Origin of the sequence: Pseudomonas sp. NPDC085632, from assembly GCF_044541255.1 — a bacterium.
Taxonomy (GTDB): Bacteria; Pseudomonadota; Gammaproteobacteria; order Pseudomonadales; family Pseudomonadaceae; genus Aquipseudomonas.
Map to the genome: position 1 here is coordinate 280,885 of NZ_JBITSX010000001.1, position 19,398 is coordinate 300,282.

Genomic DNA, 19,398 nt, shown 5'->3' on the forward strand with positions numbered 1-19,398 from the left:
CAGCAACTAACAACTGCAACATTTCCCCTATAAAGGGGACACTTCCGTAGGACTTTTCTACTAAAAACGACGATAAACGGTAGAAGTCTGAACAGCGGCTGTATGAGTTCTAGATAAACGATTCGCCGACCGGTTTTTCATGTTCCTTTCACAAAAACGGGCATAACCTTAATTCCAACAGATCCTGCGTCGGCCCTGTCCAAACTGCCGCGCGAAGCCGCAAAAGTCAACCGCACACCGACGGTAAGTCGTCTCAGCAACTTATTGATGCAGAGGAGTTTTTTGCGTCTACGCTGAAATTGGATCCTATTTGGTGAGTTGGTTTTCTTCTGATCGTTTGTGATGAGGTGTTCATGAGTCAGGCGTTTCTCCCCTTTTCTCGTCCAAGTATCGGCGATGAAGAAATTGCAGCCGTAGAACAAGTCTTGCGTTCCGGCTGGATCACTACCGGGCCGAAAAACCAGGCACTCGAAGAACAATTCGCGCATTACGTTGGCTGCCGTCACGCGGTAGCACTTTCGTCCGCCACCGGCGGCATGCACATCACCTTGCTGGCCTTGGGCATTGGCCCCGGCGACGAAGTCATCACCCCGTCGCAGACCTGGGTCTCGACCGCCAATATGATCTCGCTGCTCGGCGCCACACCGGTGTTCGTCGACGTCGACCGCGACACCCTGATGACCGACGCCGCGCGCATCGAAGCCGCCATCACCCCACGCACCAAAGCGATCATCCCGGTGCATTACGCCGGCGCCGCGTTCGATCTCGATCCGCTCTACGCGTTGGCCGACAAACACGGCATCGCGGTGATCGAAGACGCCGCCCACGCTGCTGGCACCCGCTACAAGGGCCGTCACGTCGGTGCGCAAGGCACGGCGATTTTCTCCTTCCACGCAATCAAGAACATGACCTGTGCCGAAGGCGCGATGTTCGTCACCGACAACGAAGCCCTCGCCAGTCGCGTGCGCATGCTCAAATTCCACGGTCTGGGCGTTGACGCCTACGACCGCCTGACCGGTGGCCGCAAGCCGCAGGCGCAAGTGATGGAGCCAGGGTTCAAATACAACCTCGCCGACATCAACGCCGCGATTGCCCTGGTACAGCTTGAGCGTCTGGACGCGATCAACGCCCGCCGCAGCGAACTGGCCGCCGCCTACCGGCAAAAACTCGACGGCCTGCCGGTGCAACCGCTGGCCGTGCCCGCCTACGCCCAACAGCACGCCTGGCACCTGTTCATCCTGCGCATCGACAGCGAGCGCTGCGGCATGGACCGCGAAGCCTTCATGAAAGGCTTGCAGGACCAGGGCATCGGCACTGGTATCCATTTCATCGCCACCCACCTGCACACCTGGTATCGCCAGCGTGACCCCGACCTGTACCTGCCCAACACCGAATGGAACTCGGCGCGGCTGTGCTCGATTCCGTTGTTCCCCGACATGAGCGATCAAGACCTTGATCGTGTGGTCGGCGCCATCGCCACTCTTATGGATAAACGCCTGTGAAACCCTATCCGATCCGCTGTGTGTCGATCGTCATCCCGGTCTACAACGAACAGGACAGCCTGCCGGAGCTGTTGCGCCGCACCGAAGCGGCCTGCCGCATGCTGCGTCACGACTATGAGATTGTCCTCGTCGACGACGGCAGCCGTGATGAGTCCGCCAACCTGCTTGAAGAAGCCGCGAGCCGTGAAGACAGTCCATTCGTGGCGGTCATCCTCAATCGTAACTATGGCCAGCACGCGGCAATCATGGCCGGCTTCGAGCAGTGCAAAGGCGATGTGGTCATCACCCTCGACGCCGACCTGCAGAACCCGCCGGAAGAAATCCCGCGTCTGGTCGCTGAAGCCGAAAAGGGTTTCGATGTGGTCGGCACGGTGCGCGGCAATCGTCAGGATTCGGCGTTGCGCCGCTACCCGTCGAAGCTGATCAACCTCGCCGTGCAGCGCTCCACCGGCGTCGCCATGAGCGATTACGGCTGCATGCTCCGCGCTTACCGGCGGACGATCATCGACGCGATGCTGGCCTGCCGTGAGCGCAGCACGTTCATCCCGATTCTGGCCAACAGCTTCGCCCGCCACACCACGGAAATCGTCGTCGCCCATGCCGAGCGCGAACACGGCGATTCGAAGTACAGCCCGATGCGTTTGATCAACCTGATGTTTGACTTGATCACCTGCATGACCACCACGCCGTTGCGCCTGCTGAGCATCGTCGGTTTCACCATGGCCGGTCTGGGCCTGCTGTTTGCTTTCGCGTTGATCGTCATGCGCCTGGCGTTCGGTTCCGGCTGGGCCGGTGACGGCATGTTCGTGCTGTTCGCCGTGCTGTTCGTGTTCACCGGTGGCCAGTTCATCGGCATGGGTCTGCTCGGCGAATACCTGGGGCGCATGTACAGCGACGTGCGCGCCCGCCCGCGTTTCTTCATTGAAAAAGTCTTGCGCAGTCACGCCGCCGAGCCGGCGCCTGCGGTCACTGTTGACGGTCTCTCTTCTACTTCTACTACCGGTCAGGTTCACTCATGAGTGCAAAAACTGTTGTCTTCGCTTACCACGATATTGGCTGCGCCGGCATTCAAGGCCTGCTCGACAGCGGCTATGACATCGCAGCGGTGTTCACTCACGCGGATGACCCGAAAGAAAACGCTTTTTACGGCTCGGTTGCGCAACTGTGCGCCACCAAAGGCATCCCGGTGCATGCGCCGGAAGATGTCAATCACCCGCTGTGGATCGAGCGGATTGCCAAGCTCGATCCTGACTATATTTTCTCCTTCTACTACCGCAACCTGCTGAGCGAGCCGTTGCTGGCCGTGGCCAAAAAAGGCGCGTTCAACCTGCACGGTTCCCTGCTGCCAAGCTACCGTGGCCGCGCCCCGGCGAACTGGGTACTGGTCAACGGCGAAACCGAAACCGGCGTCACCCTGCACCGCATGGTCAAACGCGCCGACGCCGGCGCCATCGTTGCCCAGCAGCGTGTTGCCATTGAACGCAGCGACACCGCGTTGAGCCTGCACGGCAAGCTGCGCATCGCCGCGACGGATCTGCTGCGCGACACCTTGCCGGCCATGCTGCAAGGCAAAATCAGCGAAACTGCGCAGGACGAATCGAAAGCCACTGTATTCGGTCGTCGCACCGCAGCGGACGGCAAACTGGTCTGGGCCAAACCGGCGGAGCAACTGTTCAACCTGGTGCGTGCGGTGACCCAGCCGTATCCGGGCGCCTTCTGTGCCGTGGGCGAACACAAGTTGATCGTCTGGAGTGCCGAAGTCGTCAAAGGCAACGACGGCCAGGCGCCGGGCCGGGTGATCAGCGTCGATCCGCTGCGCATTGCCTGCGGTGAAGACTCGCTGGTGATCCTCTCCGGTCAACGCAACGACAACGGTCTGTTTCTCAGCGGCCCGCAACTGGCCAACGAGCTGGGTCTGGTCGATGGCTCGCTGCTGCGCGGGGCTGAATCCGGCCGCGCGCCACGTCGCACCCGTGTGCTGATCCTCGGCGTCAACGGCTTTATCGGCAATCACTTGTCCGAACGTCTGCTGCGCGATGACCGTTACGAAGTCTATGGCCTGGACATCGGTTCCGACGCCATCGACCGTCTGCGCAGCCATCCGCACTTCCACTACGTCGAAGGCGACATCAGCATTCACTCCGAGTGGATCGAGTACCACATCAAGAAGTGCGACGTGGTCCTGCCGCTGGTGGCCATCGCTACACCGATCGAATACACCCGCAACCCGTTGCGCGTGTTCGAACTCGACTTCGAAGAAAACCTGAAACTGGTGCGCTACTGCGTCAAGTACAACAAGCGCGTGATCTTTCCGTCGACCTCGGAAGTCTATGGCATGTGCCAGGACAAGCATTTTGACGAAGACTCGTCGAACCTGGTGGTCGGCCCGATCAACAAGCAGCGCTGGATCTACTCGGTGTCCAAGCAACTGCTGGACCGGGTGATCTGGGCGTACGGCGCCAAGGGTTTGAATTTCACCCTGTTCCGCCCGTTCAACTGGATGGGTCCGCGCCTTGATCGCCTGGACTCGGCACGCATCGGCAGCTCCCGCGCCATTACGCAGTTGATCCTCAATCTGGTGGAAGGCACGCCGATTCGCCTGTTCGATGGCGGCGAGCAGAAACGCTGCTTCACCGACATCGCTGACGGCGTCGAGGCCCTGGCCCGGATCATCGACAACGACAACGACGTCTGCAACGGCCAGATCATCAACATCGGCAACCCGGACAACGAAGCCAGCATCCGCCAGTTGGGTGAAGAGCTGCTGCGTCAATTCGAAGCGCATCCGCTGCGTGACAACTTCCCTCCGTTCGCCGGTTTCCGCGACGTGGAAAGCAAGGCGTTCTACGGTGCCGGTTACCAGGACGTCGAGCACCGCAAACCAAGCATTGCCAACGCCAAGCGTCTGCTCGACTGGACGCCGACAGTGGAAATGCGCGAGACCATTGGCAACACGCTCGATTTCTTCTTGCGTGAAGCCATGCTCGAACAAGCGGACAAGCGCTAATGCAGGCAGGCCTTCGTATCGATGTCGACACCTACCGAGGCACCCGTGAAGGGGTGCCGCGGCTGCTCGAAATGCTCGACGAGGCGCAGATCAAGGCAACGTTTTTCTTCAGTGTCGGCCCCGACAACATGGGCCGGCATCTGTGGCGCCTGATCCGCCCGCAGTTTCTCTGGAAGATGCTCCGCTCCAACGCCGCCGGTCTGTACGGCTGGGACATTCTGCTGGCCGGCACTGCGTGGCCGGGCAAGTCGATTGGCCGTGACCTCGGGCACCTGATGCGTCAGGCCCGCGATGCCGGTCATGAAGTCGGTTTGCACGCCTGGGATCACCACGGCTGGCAAGCCAATGCCGGGCGCTGGAGCAACGCGCAACTGATCGAGCAGATCCGTCAGGGCGTCGACACCTTGAGCGACATTCTCGGCGCGAAAGTCGAGTGCTCGGCCGCCGCCGGTTGGCGTGCCGACGAACGTGTGATCGAGGCCAAGCAAGCCTTCGGTTTTCGCTACAACAGCGATTGCCGTGGGCAACGCCTGTTCCGTCCGCTGCTGGCCGATGGCACGCCGGGCACACCGCAGATTCCGGTGGACCTGCCGACCTTCGACGAGGTTGTCGGCCCCATCGTCGCGGCGCGGGATTTCAACGGTTTCATTCTCGATCACTTCCGCCCGCAACAGCTCAACGTCTACACCATCCATGCCGAAGTAGAAGGGATTCTGATGGCTGAGGATTTTCGTCAACTGCTGGCCGAAGCACGCCAGCGAGGTATCGACTTCAAACCGCTGGGCGATTTGCTGCCCGAGTTCTTCAACACCTTGCCCGTGGGTCGCGTGCAACGCGGCGCCCTCGACGGCCGTGAAGGCTGGCTGGGAGTGCAAGGCGCATGACTAAACGCTGGACGCTGCCACTGCTGTTGCTGGTCATTTGCTTGCTGGCCTATCTGCTGCCGCTGGGCACGCACGGCTTGTGGATTCCCGACGAAACCCGTTACGCACAGATCAGTCAGGACATGCTGCTGAGCGGCAACTGGGTGTCGCCGCACTTCATGAGCCTGCGCTATTTCGAGAAACCGATTGCCGGTTACTGGATGATCGCACTGGGGCAGGAGTTGTTCGGGCAGAACCTGTTCGGCGTGCGCTTTGCGTCTGCCCTGAGCACTGGCTTGAGCGTGTTGCTGTGCTATCTGGTCGCCCGGCGCTTGTGGAACGAGCCGCGCAAAAGCTTCGTCTGCGCCCTGCTCTACATGAGTTTTACCGTGGTTGCCGGTCAGGCCGGTTACGCCAACCTCGATCCGCAATTCACCTTCTGGGTCAATCTGAGTCTGGTGGCGCTGTGGTTTGCCGTCGACAGCCAGACCACGGGTAAACGCATGGCCGCGTGGGCAGTGTTGGGACTGGCCTGCGGCATGGGTTTCATGACCAAGGGTTTTCTCGCCTGGCTGCTGCCGGTGTTGATTGCGCTGCCGTGGATGCTCTGGCAGAAACGCTGGCGTGAACTGCTGATGTTCGGCCCGGTGGCGATTGCCGTGGCGATCCTTGTCAGCCTGCCGTGGGTGCTTTCGGTGCATGCGCAGGAGCCGGACTACTGGCGGTTCTTCTTCTGGCACGAACACATTCGCCGCTTTGCCGGGGACGATGCCCAGCATGATGCACCGTGGTGGTTCTATCTGCCGCTGTTGGTGGCGTTCAGTCTGCCGTGGGTGGGGTTGCTGCCGACTGCGTTCAAGCAGGCATGGCAAAGCCGCGTCCAGCCAAAAGTCGTGTTTGTGTTGCTGTGGCTGCTGATGCCGCTGGGGTTTTTCAGTCTGGCCAACGGCAAATTGCCAACCTACATCCTGCCATGTCTGCTGCCGATGGCGTTGCTGCTGGGCAACGCGCTGGCCGACCGCTTGCGTCTTGAGCAAGGTCGCGCGCTGAGCATCAATGGTCTGCTCAATCTGTTGCTGGGCGTCGTCACATTGATCGCGCTGGTGTACCTGCAACTGAGCAAACCGGTCTACGACCACGAACTGCACAGTCTGGTGCTGGTGTTTATCGCGCTGATCGGCTGGATCATCGCCAACCTGCTGCAAGCCTTTCTGCCGCTGCAATGCTGGGCGGCGCCGGCATTCGGCAGCCTGTTGCTGATCGCAGTGTTGCCGGCGGCGCTGCCGAAATCGGTGGTCGCCAACAAGATGCCGGATCAGTTCATCAAGCATCACGTCACGGAACTTTCGCAAACCACCCACCTGCTGAGCAACGACCTGGGCGCTGCTTCGGCGCTGGCCTGGCGCCTGAAAACCCCGCAAGTCGCGTTGTACAACACGATAGGCGAATTGAAATATGGCCTTGCCTATCCTGACGGCATTCAACAGCGGGTCGATCCCGATCAAGTGCAACAGTGGATGCGCGAGGCGCGCCGCAGCGGTTCGGTCGGCGTGGTGATGCGCGTCAAGGGGCAGGACGAACTGGACGAAATCGACCGACTGCCGAAGGACGGCATCCGTTACGAACAGGGCAACCTGGTGATCATGATCCTGCCCAAGGAGGCGTCATGAGCCTGTTGCTGCTGTTGGCCGCGTGCCTGCTGACCTGTCTGGGCCAAGTGGCGCAGAAATACGCCGTGGAGAGCTGGCGCGGCGTCGAGTCGAGCTGGGCGGACAAACTGCGCTCGCCGTGGTTGTGGCTGGCCCTGCTCGCCCTCGGCTCGGGTCTGCTGGTCTGGCTGCTGGTGTTGCAGCGTCTGGAAGTCGGCATCGCCTACCCGATGCTCAGCCTCAATTTCGTGCTGATCACCCTGATCGCGCGCTTCGTCTTCCGTGAACCCATCGACCGTCAGCATTGGCTCGGTGTGGCGTTGGTGATCGGTGGCGTGGTTTTGTTGGGGCAACAATCATGAACCCGCGTCGTGGCATCACCTTCGCCCTCGGCAGTGTGTTCCTCGTCAGCGCTGCGCAACTGGGCATGCGCTGGAGCATGACCCGTATACCCGCACCTGACCAATGGCTGCACATCGACAGCCTCGACTGGCGCGCGCTGGCCGTGGTCATTGCGGCGATCTTCGCCTACGCCCTGTCGATGCTCTGCTGGCTCGCCGCCCTGCGCGATCTGCCGCTGGGCCGGGCTTACTCACTGCTGAGCATCAGCTACGCGCTGGTGTATCTGTTGGCGGCCAGTCTGCCGCTGTTCAACGAATCCTTCAGTTTCACTAAATCACTGGGCGTGGCGCTGGTCATGCTCGGGGTCATCACCATCAACACTCGTCCGGCTCGTGCGCCCGAATTCAGGAGTGCTCCATGAGAATCACAGTATTTGGCAGCGGTTACGTCGGTCTGGTGCAAGCGGCTGTGTTGGCCGAAGTCGGCCATGATGTCGTGTGCATGGACGTCGACCAGAAGAAGGTCGACCTGTTGCGCCAGGGTCACGTCAGCATTTTCGAACCGGGGCTGGCCAGCCTGGTGCGCGAAGGTCTCGACTCCAAACGCCTGCAATTCACCACCGATGAAAAACTCGCCGTGCAGCACGGGCGGGTAGCGTTCATTGCGGTGGGTACGCCGTCGCGTGAGGACGGCTCGGCGGATCTGCGTTACGTGCTGTCGGTGGGTGACGCGATTGCCCGCCATCGTGAACAGCCATTGATTCTGGTGGAAAAATCCACGGTGCCGGTGGGCACTGGCGACACCCTGCGCACGCACATTGAAAAAGCCTTGATCAAGGTCGGTCGTCTGCTGCAGTTCGATATCGTCTCCAACCCGGAATTCCTCAAGGAAGGCTCGGCGGTTGCCGACTGCCGCCGTCCGGATCGTATCGTCATCGGCTGCGAAGGTGATGAGGTGCGCGACGTGATGCGTGACTTGTATTCACCGTTCAACCGCAACCACGACCGCATCATGTTCATGGACCTGCGCAGCGCCGAGCTGACCAAATACGCCGCCAACTGCATGCTGGCGACCAAGATCAGCTTCATCAACCAGATCGCCGAACTCGCCGAGCACTTGGGCGCCGACATCGAGTCAGTGCGTCAGGGCATCGGTGCCGATACGCGCATCGGTTACCACTTCATCTACCCGGGCTGCGGCTATGGCGGTTCGTGCTTCCCCAAAGACATGCGCGCGTTGATCCACAGTGCCGAAGAGGCGCATTGCTCCAGCGATCTGCTGCAAGCGGTCGAGGCGATCAACCAGCGGCAGAAACACAAGTTGTTCGAGCGTATCAACGCGTTCTACAAGGGCGACCTGCGCGGCAAGACCTTCGCCCTCTGGGGCCTGGCATTCAAACCGAACACCGACGACATGCGCGACGCGCCGAGCCGCGTCTTGCTGGAAGAGTTGTGGGCCGCCGGTGCCAGCGTGCGCGCGTTCGATCCGGAAGCCATGCAGGAAACCCAGAACCTTTACCCGGACGAATCGAAACTGATGCTGATGGGCACGCCTGAGTCGGTACTGCCCGGCGCAGACGCACTGATCATCTGCACCGAATGGCAGCAGTTCAAGGCGCCGGATTTCGAGCTGATCAAACAACGCCTCAACACCCCGGTGATTTTCGACGGGCGCAACTTGTACGACGCCGAGCGTCTGGCGCGCAATGGCTTCCATTACTTCCCGATGGGCCGTGGCGAATCGCGCACATTGCCGATCCCGCTGCAACAGTGGCCGCACGCGTCCGACGTCGCTTGATAGCGTTAACGCCTGAGATTCGCCGGCAGTCCCTGATCGCAGGGCTGCTGGCGTTTTTAGTGTTCATGGCCGGGGTCTATGGGCAGGCCCCTATCGGTTTCGATTCGCGGTTTGTGTTGTTCGCACAGGAAATGCTGCGCCATGGGCCGACGGTGTTTCCGACCACCTATGGTCAGCCGTACGCGGATTATTCAGCGGTTTCGACGCTGTTTATCTGGCTGCTGTCGTCGCCGTTTGGCGCAGTGAATGCGTTGACCGCGTGGGCGCCGAGTGCGATCGCCGGCGCGCTGATCGTGACGTTGATGTACCGACTGTTGGCGCCGTACTCGCGGCGCTGGGCGTTGATCAGTATCGCGCTGCTGATGCTCACCGGTGGCTTTGTCACTGAAGTACGCGCGGTGTCGCAGGACTTGATGCTCGCGGCGGTGGCGTTTGCGCTGTTTTATCTGGGTTATGCCCGTGATCATTTTGGTGGCAGACGTCACTGGCCGTTGATCTTCGTATTGCTGTTGCTGGGGTTCGGTATTCGCGGGCCGATGGGGCTGGTGGTGCCGACCGGCATGCTCTGCAGCTATTACCTGCTCAACCGTGAATGGCCGCGGTTGCTGGTGTTCGGTGTGCTGGCTTCGGCGTTGCTGGTCGCGTGTGTCGGGCTGTTGTTGTGGCTGGCGCAGGTCAGCGGTGGTCCGGCGTTCATGCAGGACGTGATCCGCATGCAGTTCATGGGGCGCATGGACGGCAGCGAAGGCGTCAGTGGTTCGCTGTATTACTTCAGCAGTTCGTTCGGCAACTATGCGTTGGCCTACCCATTGGCCTTGTTGGTGCTGGCGGCAGCGTGGCTGAGCAAACCGCAGCAGCGTGGCCCGGCGTTGCGTCTGGTGCAGTATTGCGCGGCAGCGGGGTTGATTGTGATGGTCGGGCTGTCGATTCCGCAGGCGAAGAAGGCCCGTTATCTGCTGCCGATGCTGCCGATGGCGGCGATCATTGCGGCGTATCCGTTTCAGGTGGCGCACGGGCGGATGTTCCGCTATTTGCGCGCCTTGATCATGGGCTTGTGGCTGGTCACGCCGGGCTTGTTGCTGGTGGTTTTGCTGGTCGCCCGACGGCGCTTTCCCGAGCAATTGGGTGAGGTTTCTATAGTTTTGATCGCGTTGGGCGTGCTGCAACTGCTGGCGCTCTCGCGATTATTGGTTGCGCGCTGGCGCACCGAGGTATTGGCGTTGTGTGCCGTGTTAGCGGTGTGGACGGTGTACGCGGCAGTGTTTGAACCGGTGGAGCGTCGCCTGTACGACACACAGGTTTTCAGTCGTGCAGCGTTCGCCAAGGTTCAGCAAAACCCCGCGCCACTGGTGTTGCACGGCATGGGTAAAGACGCGAAGGCCATCAAGTTCATGGTCAATCTCTCGCAAGATCTGCAACCGCAGTTCAGCGACTCGGTGCAGCAACTGGAGACGCTCAAAGGTCCGGCGTGGCTGATGATGGATCGCAGTGATCTGCCATCTCTCAAGGGCACGCCGCTGGCGAGCGCGCAGCCCGTGTTGAACGGGCGTTTTGATAAAAACGACTATGTATTACTGTGGCTGAAGCCGTAACCTGTCGGGCTCTTGACCGGCAGGATGCGCCTCAACATGACTTTCGACGTACGCCGCGCCAGCCTTGCTGACGCGGTGGCCCTCCCCGCGATCGAGCGTTCGGCAGCGCAATTGTTTCGTCTTGACCCGCCGTTGGCGTGGCTGGCTGATGCCGAAGTGCCCGATGCAGCCCAACATCTGCAGGCCATCGAACAGGCGTACGTGTGGGTTGCTGCAAATAGCGATGGGCAACTGACTGGATTTGTTCGTGCTGTAGGCATCGATCAGCACATGCACATTGAGGAGCTATCCGTCGGTCAGGCTTTTCAAGGACAAGGCATGGGTCGCGCACTGGTTGCGGCCGTCATTGAACAAGCGCGCGCGATGCAATTGAATTCAGTGACGCTGACCACTTTTCGCGACCTGCCATGGAATGCGCCGTTTTATCAACGGATGGGATTTGCCGAGCTGACGTTTGCACAGGCTGATCGCCATTTGCATGAGACGCTGCAAGCCGAAGCCCACTATGGCTTTCCCGCAGAGCGGCGCTGCGCCATGCGCCTGCCCCTTTCCTGAAGACAACACAAATCCCTGTGGGAGGGTGTTATGGCAGCTTGACCGGTGGTGGATGTCCGGTAAGGATGACGTACGCCCGCCAGGCATTTGAAATAAGGACATTGACCCTTCGTGGCCACCTACTCGCGCCTCATCCGCCGGTTGATGATCAGTTCGCTGACCGTCGTCGTCAGCCGTGCGCTGATCAGCCCGCTACTGACGCTGTTCCTCAGCAACAAGCTCGAACTCAACCCGCAAGATGTCGGCCTGCTGCTGGGGATCGCGGTGCTCAGCGCCACGTTGTTGTCGCTGTACGGTGGTTACATCATCGATCGGCTGGACAAGCGCCAGTTGCTGATTCTGACCATGCTTTCCAGCGGTTTCGGTCTGATCCTGCTGACCTTCGCGCAGAATCTGTATCTGGTTACCCTGGTGCTGATCATCAGCGAAACGGCGTCGGCGCTGTTCCTCATCTGCTCCAAAGCCATCCTCAGTGAAAACCTGCCGGTGGGCCAGCGGGTCAAGGCGTTTTCCCTCAACTACACATTGACCAACATCGGTTACGCCGTCGGCCCGATGATCGGCGTGGTGATTGCCGGCGTTCAACCTTCAGCGCCGTTTATCGTCGCGGGCGCGATTGCCATCGGCAGCATCTTTCTGCTGTTCGGTGCCGTGCGCGAAGTGAATCCGGTCGCCCCGGTCGCTCAGCCACAAAGTTTTCTGAAAACCCTGATCATCCTGAAAAACGACCGCACGATGATCCTGTTTACCCTGGGTTGCCTGCTCAGCACGCTGGTGCATGGGCGTTTCACCCTGTACCTGTCGCAATACCTGCTGGTCACCCACACCCAGCAACAGACGCTGGATACCATGGCCGCCCTGCTCGCCTGCAACGCAATCACGGTGATTGTGTTGCAATACCAGATCGGCCGATTACTCACCCGTGAACACCTGCGCTACTGGATTGCCGCCGGCACCGCGTTGTTCATCGTCGGTCTGATCGGCTTCAGTCTGGCCGACAGTCTGGTCGGTTGGTGCGTGGCGATGTTCATCTTCACGTTGGGCGAGATGATCATTTACCCGGCCGACTTTCTGTTCGTCGACACCCTCGCCCCGGAAGCACTGCGCGGCAGCTATTACGGCGCGCAGAATCTGGCGGCGCTGGGTGGCGCGGCCAGTCCAGTCATGTGCGGATTTATGCTGATGCACACACCGGCGCCGAGCATGTTCTATGCCTTGAGCGCACTGGCGGCGGTGGGCGGCTACTTGTGCTTCGTGAGTGGCCGTCGCGTCGCTTCAATTCAATATTAATGCACTAAGTCTTCATTAATATGAATTTGTCAGCATCGATTTTGATCGGCACACTGTGCACGTTCCTCCCCCAATGTTGGAACGCTTCGAGGGCTTTCCGGATTTGCCGGACAAGTCCTTTTTTTTGCCTCGAATTTGCTGCAAGGATCGGATTCACATGCTCGCTCGCTGGTTGCCTGCCGCCATCAATACCCGCCCGACCGAATGGAGCCGCGCCGCCATCGGCATGGCGCTGGGCACGTTGCTCAGTGTGTGGTTGTGCGCGCAGGTGTTTGGCCATGAAGTCGCCTATCACCTGATCGGCCCGCTGGGCGCCTCGGCCGTGCTGCTGTTTGCCGTTTCCTCCGGTGCTCTCGCTCAGCCGTGGTCGATTCTCGGTGGTTATTTGTGTGCCGGCGTCGTCGCACTGCTGGTGGCGCATGTACTCGGGCGCACGCTCGGCAGCGCCTGCCTGGCGGCGGGCATGGCGCTGATTCTGATGTGCTGGCTGCGTTGCCTGCATCCACCGGCCGGGGCGTTAGCGCTGACGCTGGTTCTGGCTGATCCGGCGACCATCGCCCTGGACTGGAAAGCCATGGAACCGGTAATGCTCGGCGCGGCGAGCATGCTGCTCAGTGCCTTGGCCTACAACAACCTGACGCGCATTCGTTATCCAAAACGACCGGCTGAACCGGCGCCGATCGTTGCGCCCGTCGACAGTCAGGCCATCACCGCCGAAGACCTCAAGCTCGCGTTGGCCGACATGGAAGCTTTCATCGACATCACCCCCGAAGATCTCGAACAACTGATCCACGCCAGCGAACTGCACGCCAAGCGCCGCAGCATTACCCAAACCTTCAGCTGACCCCCTGTGTAGGAGCGGCCGCAGGCTGCGATCTTTTGATCTTGATTTTAAAGATCAAAAGATCGCAGCCTTCGGCAGCTCCTACGGTAAAAACGCAGACAGGCCCTGCACATATCCACGTTGTACACGGCAAATTTGCACTGTTACGATCCGGTAACGCTCGCGCGCGAGCTTTTCGAATAAAGACAATAAAAGCAGGGAGTTACTGATGACTGCTCAGGCTTCATCCCCGCGGACCCAATCCATGGACGCCACGCAACACGAAGTGCTGGCCGAGGTTCGCAACCACATCGGTCACCTGACCCTCAACCGCCCCGCCGGTCTCAATGCCATCACCCTGGACATGGTGCGTTTGCTGCAACAGCAGCTCGATGCCTGGGCGACTGACGCCAATGTGCATGCGGTGGTCCTGCGCGGTGCCGGTGAAAAAGCCTTCTGTGCTGGTGGCGACATCCGTTCCCTTTACGACAGTTTCAAAAGCGGCGACACGCTGCACGAAGATTTCTTCGTTGAGGAATATGCCCTCGACCTGACGATTCATCACTACCGCAAACCGGTACTGGCCTTGATGGACGGTTTTGTCCTCGGCGGTGGCATGGGCCTGGTGCAAGGCGCCGATCTGCGCGTAGTCACCGAGCGGAGCCGACTGGCGATGCCGGAAGTGGCCATCGGTTATTTCCCGGATGTCGGTGGCAGTTATTTCCTGCCACGCATTCCCGGTGAGCTGGGGATTTATCTGGGCGTCAGCGGCGTGCAGATCCGGGCGGCCGATGCGCTGTATTGCGGCCTCGCCGACTGGTATCTGGACAGCAGTAAACTGGTGCTGCTTGACGAACGACTTGATCAGATGGAATGGCAGGATACGCCGCTCAAGGCGCTGCAAAACCTGCTGGCCAAGCACGCCGTGCAAACCCTGCCCGATGCACCGCTGGAGGCATTGCGCCCGGCCATCGATCACTTCTTCGCCCTGCCGGACGTACCGAGCATGGTCGAACAAATGCGCGCGGTGACCGTTGCCGACAGCCACGAATGGGCGACTGCTACGGCCAATCTGCTGGAAACCCGTTCACCGCTGGCCATGGCGGTGACCCTGGAAATGCTCCGTCGCGGTCGTCACTTGAGCCTGGAACATTGCTTCGCGCTGGAGTTGCATCTGGATCGCCAGTGGTTCGCCCGTGGCGACCTGATCGAAGGCGTACGCGCGCTGCTGATCGATAAAGACAAGACACCGCGCTGGAACCCGCCGACCCTGGCTGCGCTTGACGCAGGCCATGTCGCGAGTTTCTTCGAAGGCTTTGATGAGAGCGGGAGCTGAGCCATGCACGATCTCGAACTGACTGAAGAACAAGTGATGATCCGCGACATGGCCCGGGACTTTGCCCGTGGCGAAATCGCGCCCCACGCGCAGGCTTGGGAAAAGGCTGGCTGGATCGATGACGCGCTCGTTGCGAAGATGGGTGAACTCGGTTTGCTTGGCATGGTGGTGCCTGAGGAATGGGGCGGCACTTACGTCGATTACGTCGCCTACGCCTTGGCCGTGGAAGAGATTTCCGCCGGTGACGGCGCGACCGGCGCGTTCATGAGCATCCACAACTCGGTCGGTTGCGGCCCGGTGCTCAACTACGGCAGCGAAGCGCAGAAACAGACTTGGCTGGCGGATCTGGCCAGCGGGCAAACCATCGGCTGCTTCTGCCTGACCGAACCACAGGCCGGTTCCGAAGCGCACAACCTGCGCACCCGCGCCGAACTGCGTGACGGTCAATGGGTGATCAATGGCGCCAAGCAATTTGTCAGCAACGGCAAACGGGCGAAGTTGGCGATCGTGTTTGCGGTGACGGATCCGGACCTGGGCAAGAAAGGTATTTCGGCCTTTCTGGTACCGACCGATACCGCCGGTTTTATCGTGGATCGCACCGAACACAAGATGGGCATCCGCGCCTCCGACACCTGTGCGGTGACGCTGAACAACTGCAGCATTCCCGAGGCCAATCTGCTGGGAGCGCGCGGCAAAGGTCTGGCGATCGCCCTGTCCAACCTTGAGGGCGGACGCATTGGCATCGCGGCGCAGGCTTTGGGCATTGCCCGCGCGGCGTTTGAAGCGGCGCTGACGTATTCGCGCGACCGTATTCAGTTCGGCAAACCGATCAATGAGCACCAGAGCATCGCCAACCTGTTGGCCGACATGCACATGCAAATCAACGCCGCGCGCTTGATGATCCTGCATGCGGCGCGACTGCGCACGGCGGGCAAGCCGTGCCTGTCGGAGGCTTCGCAGGCCAAGCTGTTTGCGTCGGAAATGGCCGAGAAGGTCTGCTCTTCAGCGATTCAGATTCATGGCGGGTATGGGTATCTGGAGGATTATCCGGTCGAGAAGTACTACCGTGATGCGCGGATTACCCAGATCTATGAAGGCTCGAGCGAGATTCAGCGGATGGTGATTGCGCGGGAGTTGAAGAACTATCAGTTGTAAGGGTGTTGGCCCCTTTCCCTCACCCCAGCCCTCCCGAAACGTCGGACCGCCCAGAGGGAGAGGGAGCCGACCGAGGTGTCTGGCGTTATACATCGACCTGAAAGACCGAGGCGATTATGGATTCAATAAAGCACTTTCAGGTCGGCGTACATCTAAAACATCCCCCAATCAGTCCCCTCTCCCTTTGGGAGAGGGTTAGGGTGAGGGGCTTTTCGCTCTAGACGCATTACTTGCCCTTGAACTCAGCTTCACGCTTGGCAATAAACGCCGCCATCCCTTCCTTCTGATCCTGTGTGGCAAACGCTGCATGGAATACGCGGCGCTCAAACCGCACGCCTTCCGTCAGGTTGACTTCGAAGGCGCGATTCACGCTTTCCTTGACCATCATCGCAATCGGCAGCGACTTGCTGGCGATCACTGCCGCCACTTTCAGCGCTTCATCGAGCAGCTCATCGCTGGGCACGATGCGCGCGACGATGCCGCAACGCTCTGCTTCCACCGCATCGATCAGGCGCCCGCTCAGGCACATTTCCATTGCCTTGGCCTTGCCGACGGCGCGAGTCAGACGCTGGGTGCCGCCCATGCCCGGTAACACACCAAGATTGATTTCCGGTTGGCCGAATTTGGCGTTGTCACCGGCCAGAATGAAGTCGCACATCAATGCCAGTTCACAGCCACCGCCAAGGGCGAAACCGTTGACCGCCGCAATGATCGGTTTACGGCGGTTAGCCACCCGATCGCTGTCGCTGAACAGGTCGTCCATGTAGATCTGCGGGTAGGTCAGCTCGGCCATTTCCTTGATGTCGGCGCCGGCGGCAAAGGCCTTTTTCGAGCCAGTGAGGACGATGCAACCGATGTTCGCGTCCGCTTCCAGCAGATCGAGCGCCTGGTTCACTTCGCTGACCAGTTGCGCGTTCAGTGCATTCAGCGCTTGTGGTCGGTTGAGGGTGATCAGGCCAACGCGGCCGTGGGTTTCCAGCAAAATCGTTTCGTAAGCCATGGGTAAAATTCCTTGTCAAAGATTGCGCGAAATGACCATGCGCTGAATGTCGCTGGTGCCTTCGTAGATCTGGCAGACGCGCACGTCGCGGTAGATGCGTTCCAGCGGGAAGTCGTTGAGGTAACCGTAACCACCGAGGGTTTGCAACGCCATCGAACAAACTTTCTCGGCCATTTCCGAGGCGAACAGTTTGGCCATCGACGCCTCGACCAGTGCCGGTTGGCCGCTGTCACGCAGGGCGGCGGCGTAATGCACCATCTGCCGGGCGACGGCGATCTGCGTGGCCATGTCAGCCAGGCGGAAAGCCACGGCCTGATGCTCGATGATCGGCTTGCCGAAGGTGTCGCGCTCGCGGGCGTAATCACGTGCTGCTTCAAATGCCGCACGGGCCATGCCCACCGATTGTGAGGCGATGCCAACGCGGCCGCCTTCAAGGTTGGCCAGGGCGATTTTGTAGCCCTCGCCCTCTTCGCCCAGACGGTTGGCCACCGGCACTTTGACGTCTTCGAAGAGAATCTGACAGGTGTCGGACGCATGTTGACCGAGCTTGTCTTCGACGCGAGCGACTGTGTAGCCCGGCGAATCGGTCGGCACGATAAACGCGCTGATGCCGCGCTTGCCGGCGCTCGGATCGGTCACTGCAAACACGATGACGATCCCGGCGTTTTGCCCGGAGGTGATGAACTGTTTGCAGCCGTTCAGCACGTAGTGATCGCCTTCCAGCCGTGCGCGGGTTTTCAGGCTGCTGGCGTCGGAACCGGCTTGCGGTTCGGTCAGCGCAAACGCGCCGAGCATGGCGCCGCTGGCCAGCGGCTTGAGGAAACGTTCGCGCTGGTCGTCGTTGCCGAACTTGAGAATCGGCACGCAACCGACCGAGTTGTGCACGCTCATGATCGTCGAGCAGGCGCCGTCACCGGCGGCGATTTCTTCCAGGGCCATGGCGTACGCCAGGTAACCGGTGTCGCAACCGCCCCACTGTTCCGGCACGAGCATGCCGAAGAAGCCCAGTTCAGCCATTTGACCGATGGCTTCCTTGGGGAAACGGTGCTCGCGATCCCACTCGGCGGCGAACGGCTTCAGGCGTTCCTCGGCGAACTGCCGGGCCATGTCGCGGATCTGGGTTTGGTCTTCGTTGGGAATCATGGTGAATCCTTAAAATCCGGTGAACACAACACCCTTGTGGGAGCTGGCTTGCCAGCGATGGGGCCGTGTCAGTGAACATATTGGTTGCCTGACTCACCGCCATCGCGGGCAAGCCCGCTCCCACAGGGTCCAGTGTCAACGTTAGTAAACGCATTCCACGGCCATGGCCGTCGCTTCGCCGCCGCCGATGCAGATCGCCGCAATGCCGCGTTTCTGTTTTCTCTGGCGCAGCGCCGAGAGCAACGTCACCAGAATCCGCGCCCCCGACGCGCCGATCGGGTGGCCCAGCGCACAGGCACCGCCATGCACATTCAGCTTGTCATGGGGAATTTCCAGATGCGTCATCGCCGCCATGCCCACCACAGCAAACGCTTCGTTCACTTCGAACAAATCGACGTCCCCCAGCGACCAGCCGGTTTTCTTGATCAGCTTCTTGATCGCACCAATCGGCGCCACCGGGAACAGGCCCGGGGTATCAGCGAACGCCGCGTGGCCATGGATCACGGCCAACGGTTTCAGCCCGAGTTTCTGCGCCTGCGACTGGCGCATCAGCACCAGCGCCGCCGCACCGTCAGAAATCGAACTGGAGTTCGCCGCTGTTACCGTGCCGCCTTCGCGGAATGCCGGTTTCAGCGAGGCGACCTTGTCGAGTTTGGCTTTCGGTGGCTGCTCGTCATGGCTGATCAGCACCTGCTCTTTGCCGACGGTCACGGTCAGCGGGACGATTTCGTCCTTGAAACTGCCGTCCTTGATTGCCTGCTGCGCGCGGGTGGTCGAGGCGATGGCAAACGCGTCTTGCGCCTCACGGCTGAAGCCATTGGTTTCGGCGCAATCCTCGGCGAAGGTGCCCATCAGACGTCCCTTGTCGTAGGCGTCTTCGAGGCCGTCGAGGAACATCGAGTCAAGCACGCGGCCATGGCCCATGCGATAACCAGCGCGAGCACGATCGAGCAGATATGGCGAGTTGGACATGCTTTCCATACCACCTGCAATCACCACGTCGGCACTGCCAGCCACCAGCATGTCGTGAGCCAGAATGGTGGTTTCCATGCCCGAACCGCACATCTTGTTGACGGTGGTGCAGCGGGTCGATTTATCCAGCCCGGCGCCGAGCGCAGCCTGACGCGCCGGTGCCTGACCGAGGCCGGCCGGCAGTACGCAACCGAACAACACTTCATCGACCGCGTCACTGGCGACACCGGCACGTTCCACTGCGGCTTTGATCGCCGCAGCGCCGAGTTGCGGCGCGGTGAGGCTTTTCAGTTCGCCCTGAAAACCGCCCATTGGCGTGCGCACGGCGCTGACGATAACAATCGGATCGTTGGAAATAGTCATGACAATTCC

The 19,398-nt window shown here is 60.5% G+C and carries 17 protein-coding genes; 14 read left to right on the plus strand and 3 right to left on the minus strand.

The genetic code is table 11. The features are described from left to right. The first annotated feature begins 353 nt into the window (after window positions 1–353). From arnB to ACIF4X_RS01250, 14 genes are all read left to right on the plus strand, one after another. Complete coding sequence (gene arnB, locus ACIF4X_RS01185) at window positions 354–1,502, plus strand: UDP-4-amino-4-deoxy-L-arabinose aminotransferase (protein WP_397480588.1); 1,149 nt, start codon at window positions 354–356, stop codon at window positions 1,500–1,502. Continuing rightward, on the plus strand, window positions 1,499–2,521 hold the full coding sequence (gene arnC / locus ACIF4X_RS01190; protein ID WP_397480589.1) for an undecaprenyl-phosphate 4-deoxy-4-formamido-L-arabinose transferase: 1,023 nt from the start codon (window positions 1,499–1,501) through the stop codon (window positions 2,519–2,521). The genes arnB and arnC overlap by 4 nt, the downstream gene beginning before the upstream one ends. Next, window positions 2,518–4,509, plus strand: a complete 1,992-nt coding sequence (gene arnA / locus ACIF4X_RS01195; RefSeq protein ID WP_397480590.1) for a bifunctional UDP-4-amino-4-deoxy-L-arabinose formyltransferase/UDP-glucuronic acid oxidase ArnA — start codon at window positions 2,518–2,520, stop codon at window positions 4,507–4,509. The genes arnC and arnA overlap by 4 nt, the downstream gene beginning before the upstream one ends. Beyond that, a complete protein-coding gene (gene arnD, locus ACIF4X_RS01200) occupies window positions 4,509–5,393 on the plus strand; it encodes a 4-deoxy-4-formamido-L-arabinose-phosphoundecaprenol deformylase (RefSeq protein ID WP_397480591.1) in 885 nt (294 codons plus the stop codon). Before arnA ends, arnD begins: the two co-directional genes overlap by 1 nt. Beyond that, complete coding sequence (arnT, locus tag ACIF4X_RS01205; RefSeq protein WP_397480592.1) at window positions 5,390–7,042, plus strand: lipid IV(A) 4-amino-4-deoxy-L-arabinosyltransferase; 1,653 nt, start codon at window positions 5,390–5,392, stop codon at window positions 7,040–7,042. Before arnD ends, arnT begins: the two co-directional genes overlap by 4 nt. Continuing rightward, entirely contained in the window at window positions 7,039–7,383 is a 345-nt protein-coding gene (gene arnE, locus ACIF4X_RS01210; protein WP_397480593.1) for a 4-amino-4-deoxy-L-arabinose-phosphoundecaprenol flippase subunit ArnE, read from the plus strand. The genes arnT and arnE overlap by 4 nt, the downstream gene beginning before the upstream one ends. Next, window positions 7,380–7,784: a 4-amino-4-deoxy-L-arabinose-phosphoundecaprenol flippase subunit ArnF gene (gene arnF, locus ACIF4X_RS01215; protein ID WP_397480594.1), complete on the plus strand. Its 405-nt coding sequence runs from the start codon at window positions 7,380–7,382 to the stop codon at window positions 7,782–7,784. The genes arnE and arnF overlap by 4 nt, the downstream gene beginning before the upstream one ends. Further along, entirely contained in the window at window positions 7,781–9,160 is a 1,380-nt protein-coding gene (locus ACIF4X_RS01220) for a UDP-glucose dehydrogenase family protein (RefSeq protein ID WP_397480595.1), read from the plus strand. The genes arnF and ACIF4X_RS01220 overlap by 4 nt, the downstream gene beginning before the upstream one ends. Then, on the plus strand, window positions 9,157–10,752 hold the full coding sequence (locus tag ACIF4X_RS01225; RefSeq protein ID WP_397480596.1) for an ArnT family glycosyltransferase: 1,596 nt from the start codon (window positions 9,157–9,159) through the stop codon (window positions 10,750–10,752). Before ACIF4X_RS01220 ends, ACIF4X_RS01225 begins: the two co-directional genes overlap by 4 nt. A gap of 36 nt (window positions 10,753–10,788) precedes the next feature. Further along, the gene (locus tag ACIF4X_RS01230) at window positions 10,789–11,307 is read left to right on the plus strand and encodes a GNAT family N-acetyltransferase (protein WP_397480597.1); all 519 of its coding nucleotides are present in this window, start codon (window positions 10,789–10,791) and stop codon (window positions 11,305–11,307) included. 111 nt (window positions 11,308–11,418) lie between these two features. After that, window positions 11,419–12,597, plus strand: a complete 1,179-nt coding sequence (locus ACIF4X_RS01235) for an MFS transporter (protein ID WP_397480598.1) — start codon at window positions 11,419–11,421, stop codon at window positions 12,595–12,597. A gap of 157 nt (window positions 12,598–12,754) precedes the next feature. Beyond that, window positions 12,755–13,441, plus strand: coding sequence for an HPP family protein (locus ACIF4X_RS01240; protein WP_397480599.1), 687 nt, complete (start codon window positions 12,755–12,757; stop codon window positions 13,439–13,441). 208 nt (window positions 13,442–13,649) lie between these two features. After that, window positions 13,650–14,756 carry an enoyl-CoA hydratase/isomerase family protein gene (locus ACIF4X_RS01245; protein ID WP_397480600.1) on the plus strand — a complete coding sequence of 369 codons (1,107 nt, stop codon included), beginning with the start codon at window positions 13,650–13,652 and terminating at the stop codon, window positions 14,754–14,756. Window positions 14,757–14,759: 3 nt separating this feature from the next. After that, entirely contained in the window at window positions 14,760–15,911 is a 1,152-nt protein-coding gene (locus ACIF4X_RS01250; protein WP_397480601.1) for an acyl-CoA dehydrogenase family protein, read from the plus strand. Window positions 15,912–16,137: 226 nt separating this feature from the next. On the opposite strand, the gene ACIF4X_RS01255 is transcribed toward ACIF4X_RS01250, so the two are convergent. The 3 genes from ACIF4X_RS01255 to ACIF4X_RS01265 form a co-directional block, all read right to left on the minus strand. Further along, window positions 16,138–16,911, minus strand: coding sequence for an enoyl-CoA hydratase (locus tag ACIF4X_RS01255; protein WP_397480602.1), 774 nt, complete (start codon window positions 16,909–16,911; stop codon window positions 16,138–16,140). 15 nt (window positions 16,912–16,926) lie between these two features. Then, window positions 16,927–18,054, minus strand: coding sequence for an acyl-CoA dehydrogenase (locus tag ACIF4X_RS01260; protein ID WP_064118161.1), 1,128 nt, complete (start codon window positions 18,052–18,054; stop codon window positions 16,927–16,929). 141 nt (window positions 18,055–18,195) lie between these two features. Then, entirely contained in the window at window positions 18,196–19,389 is a 1,194-nt protein-coding gene (locus ACIF4X_RS01265) for an acetyl-CoA C-acyltransferase (RefSeq protein ID WP_397480603.1), read from the minus strand. Window positions 19,390–19,398 lie beyond the last annotated feature (9 nt).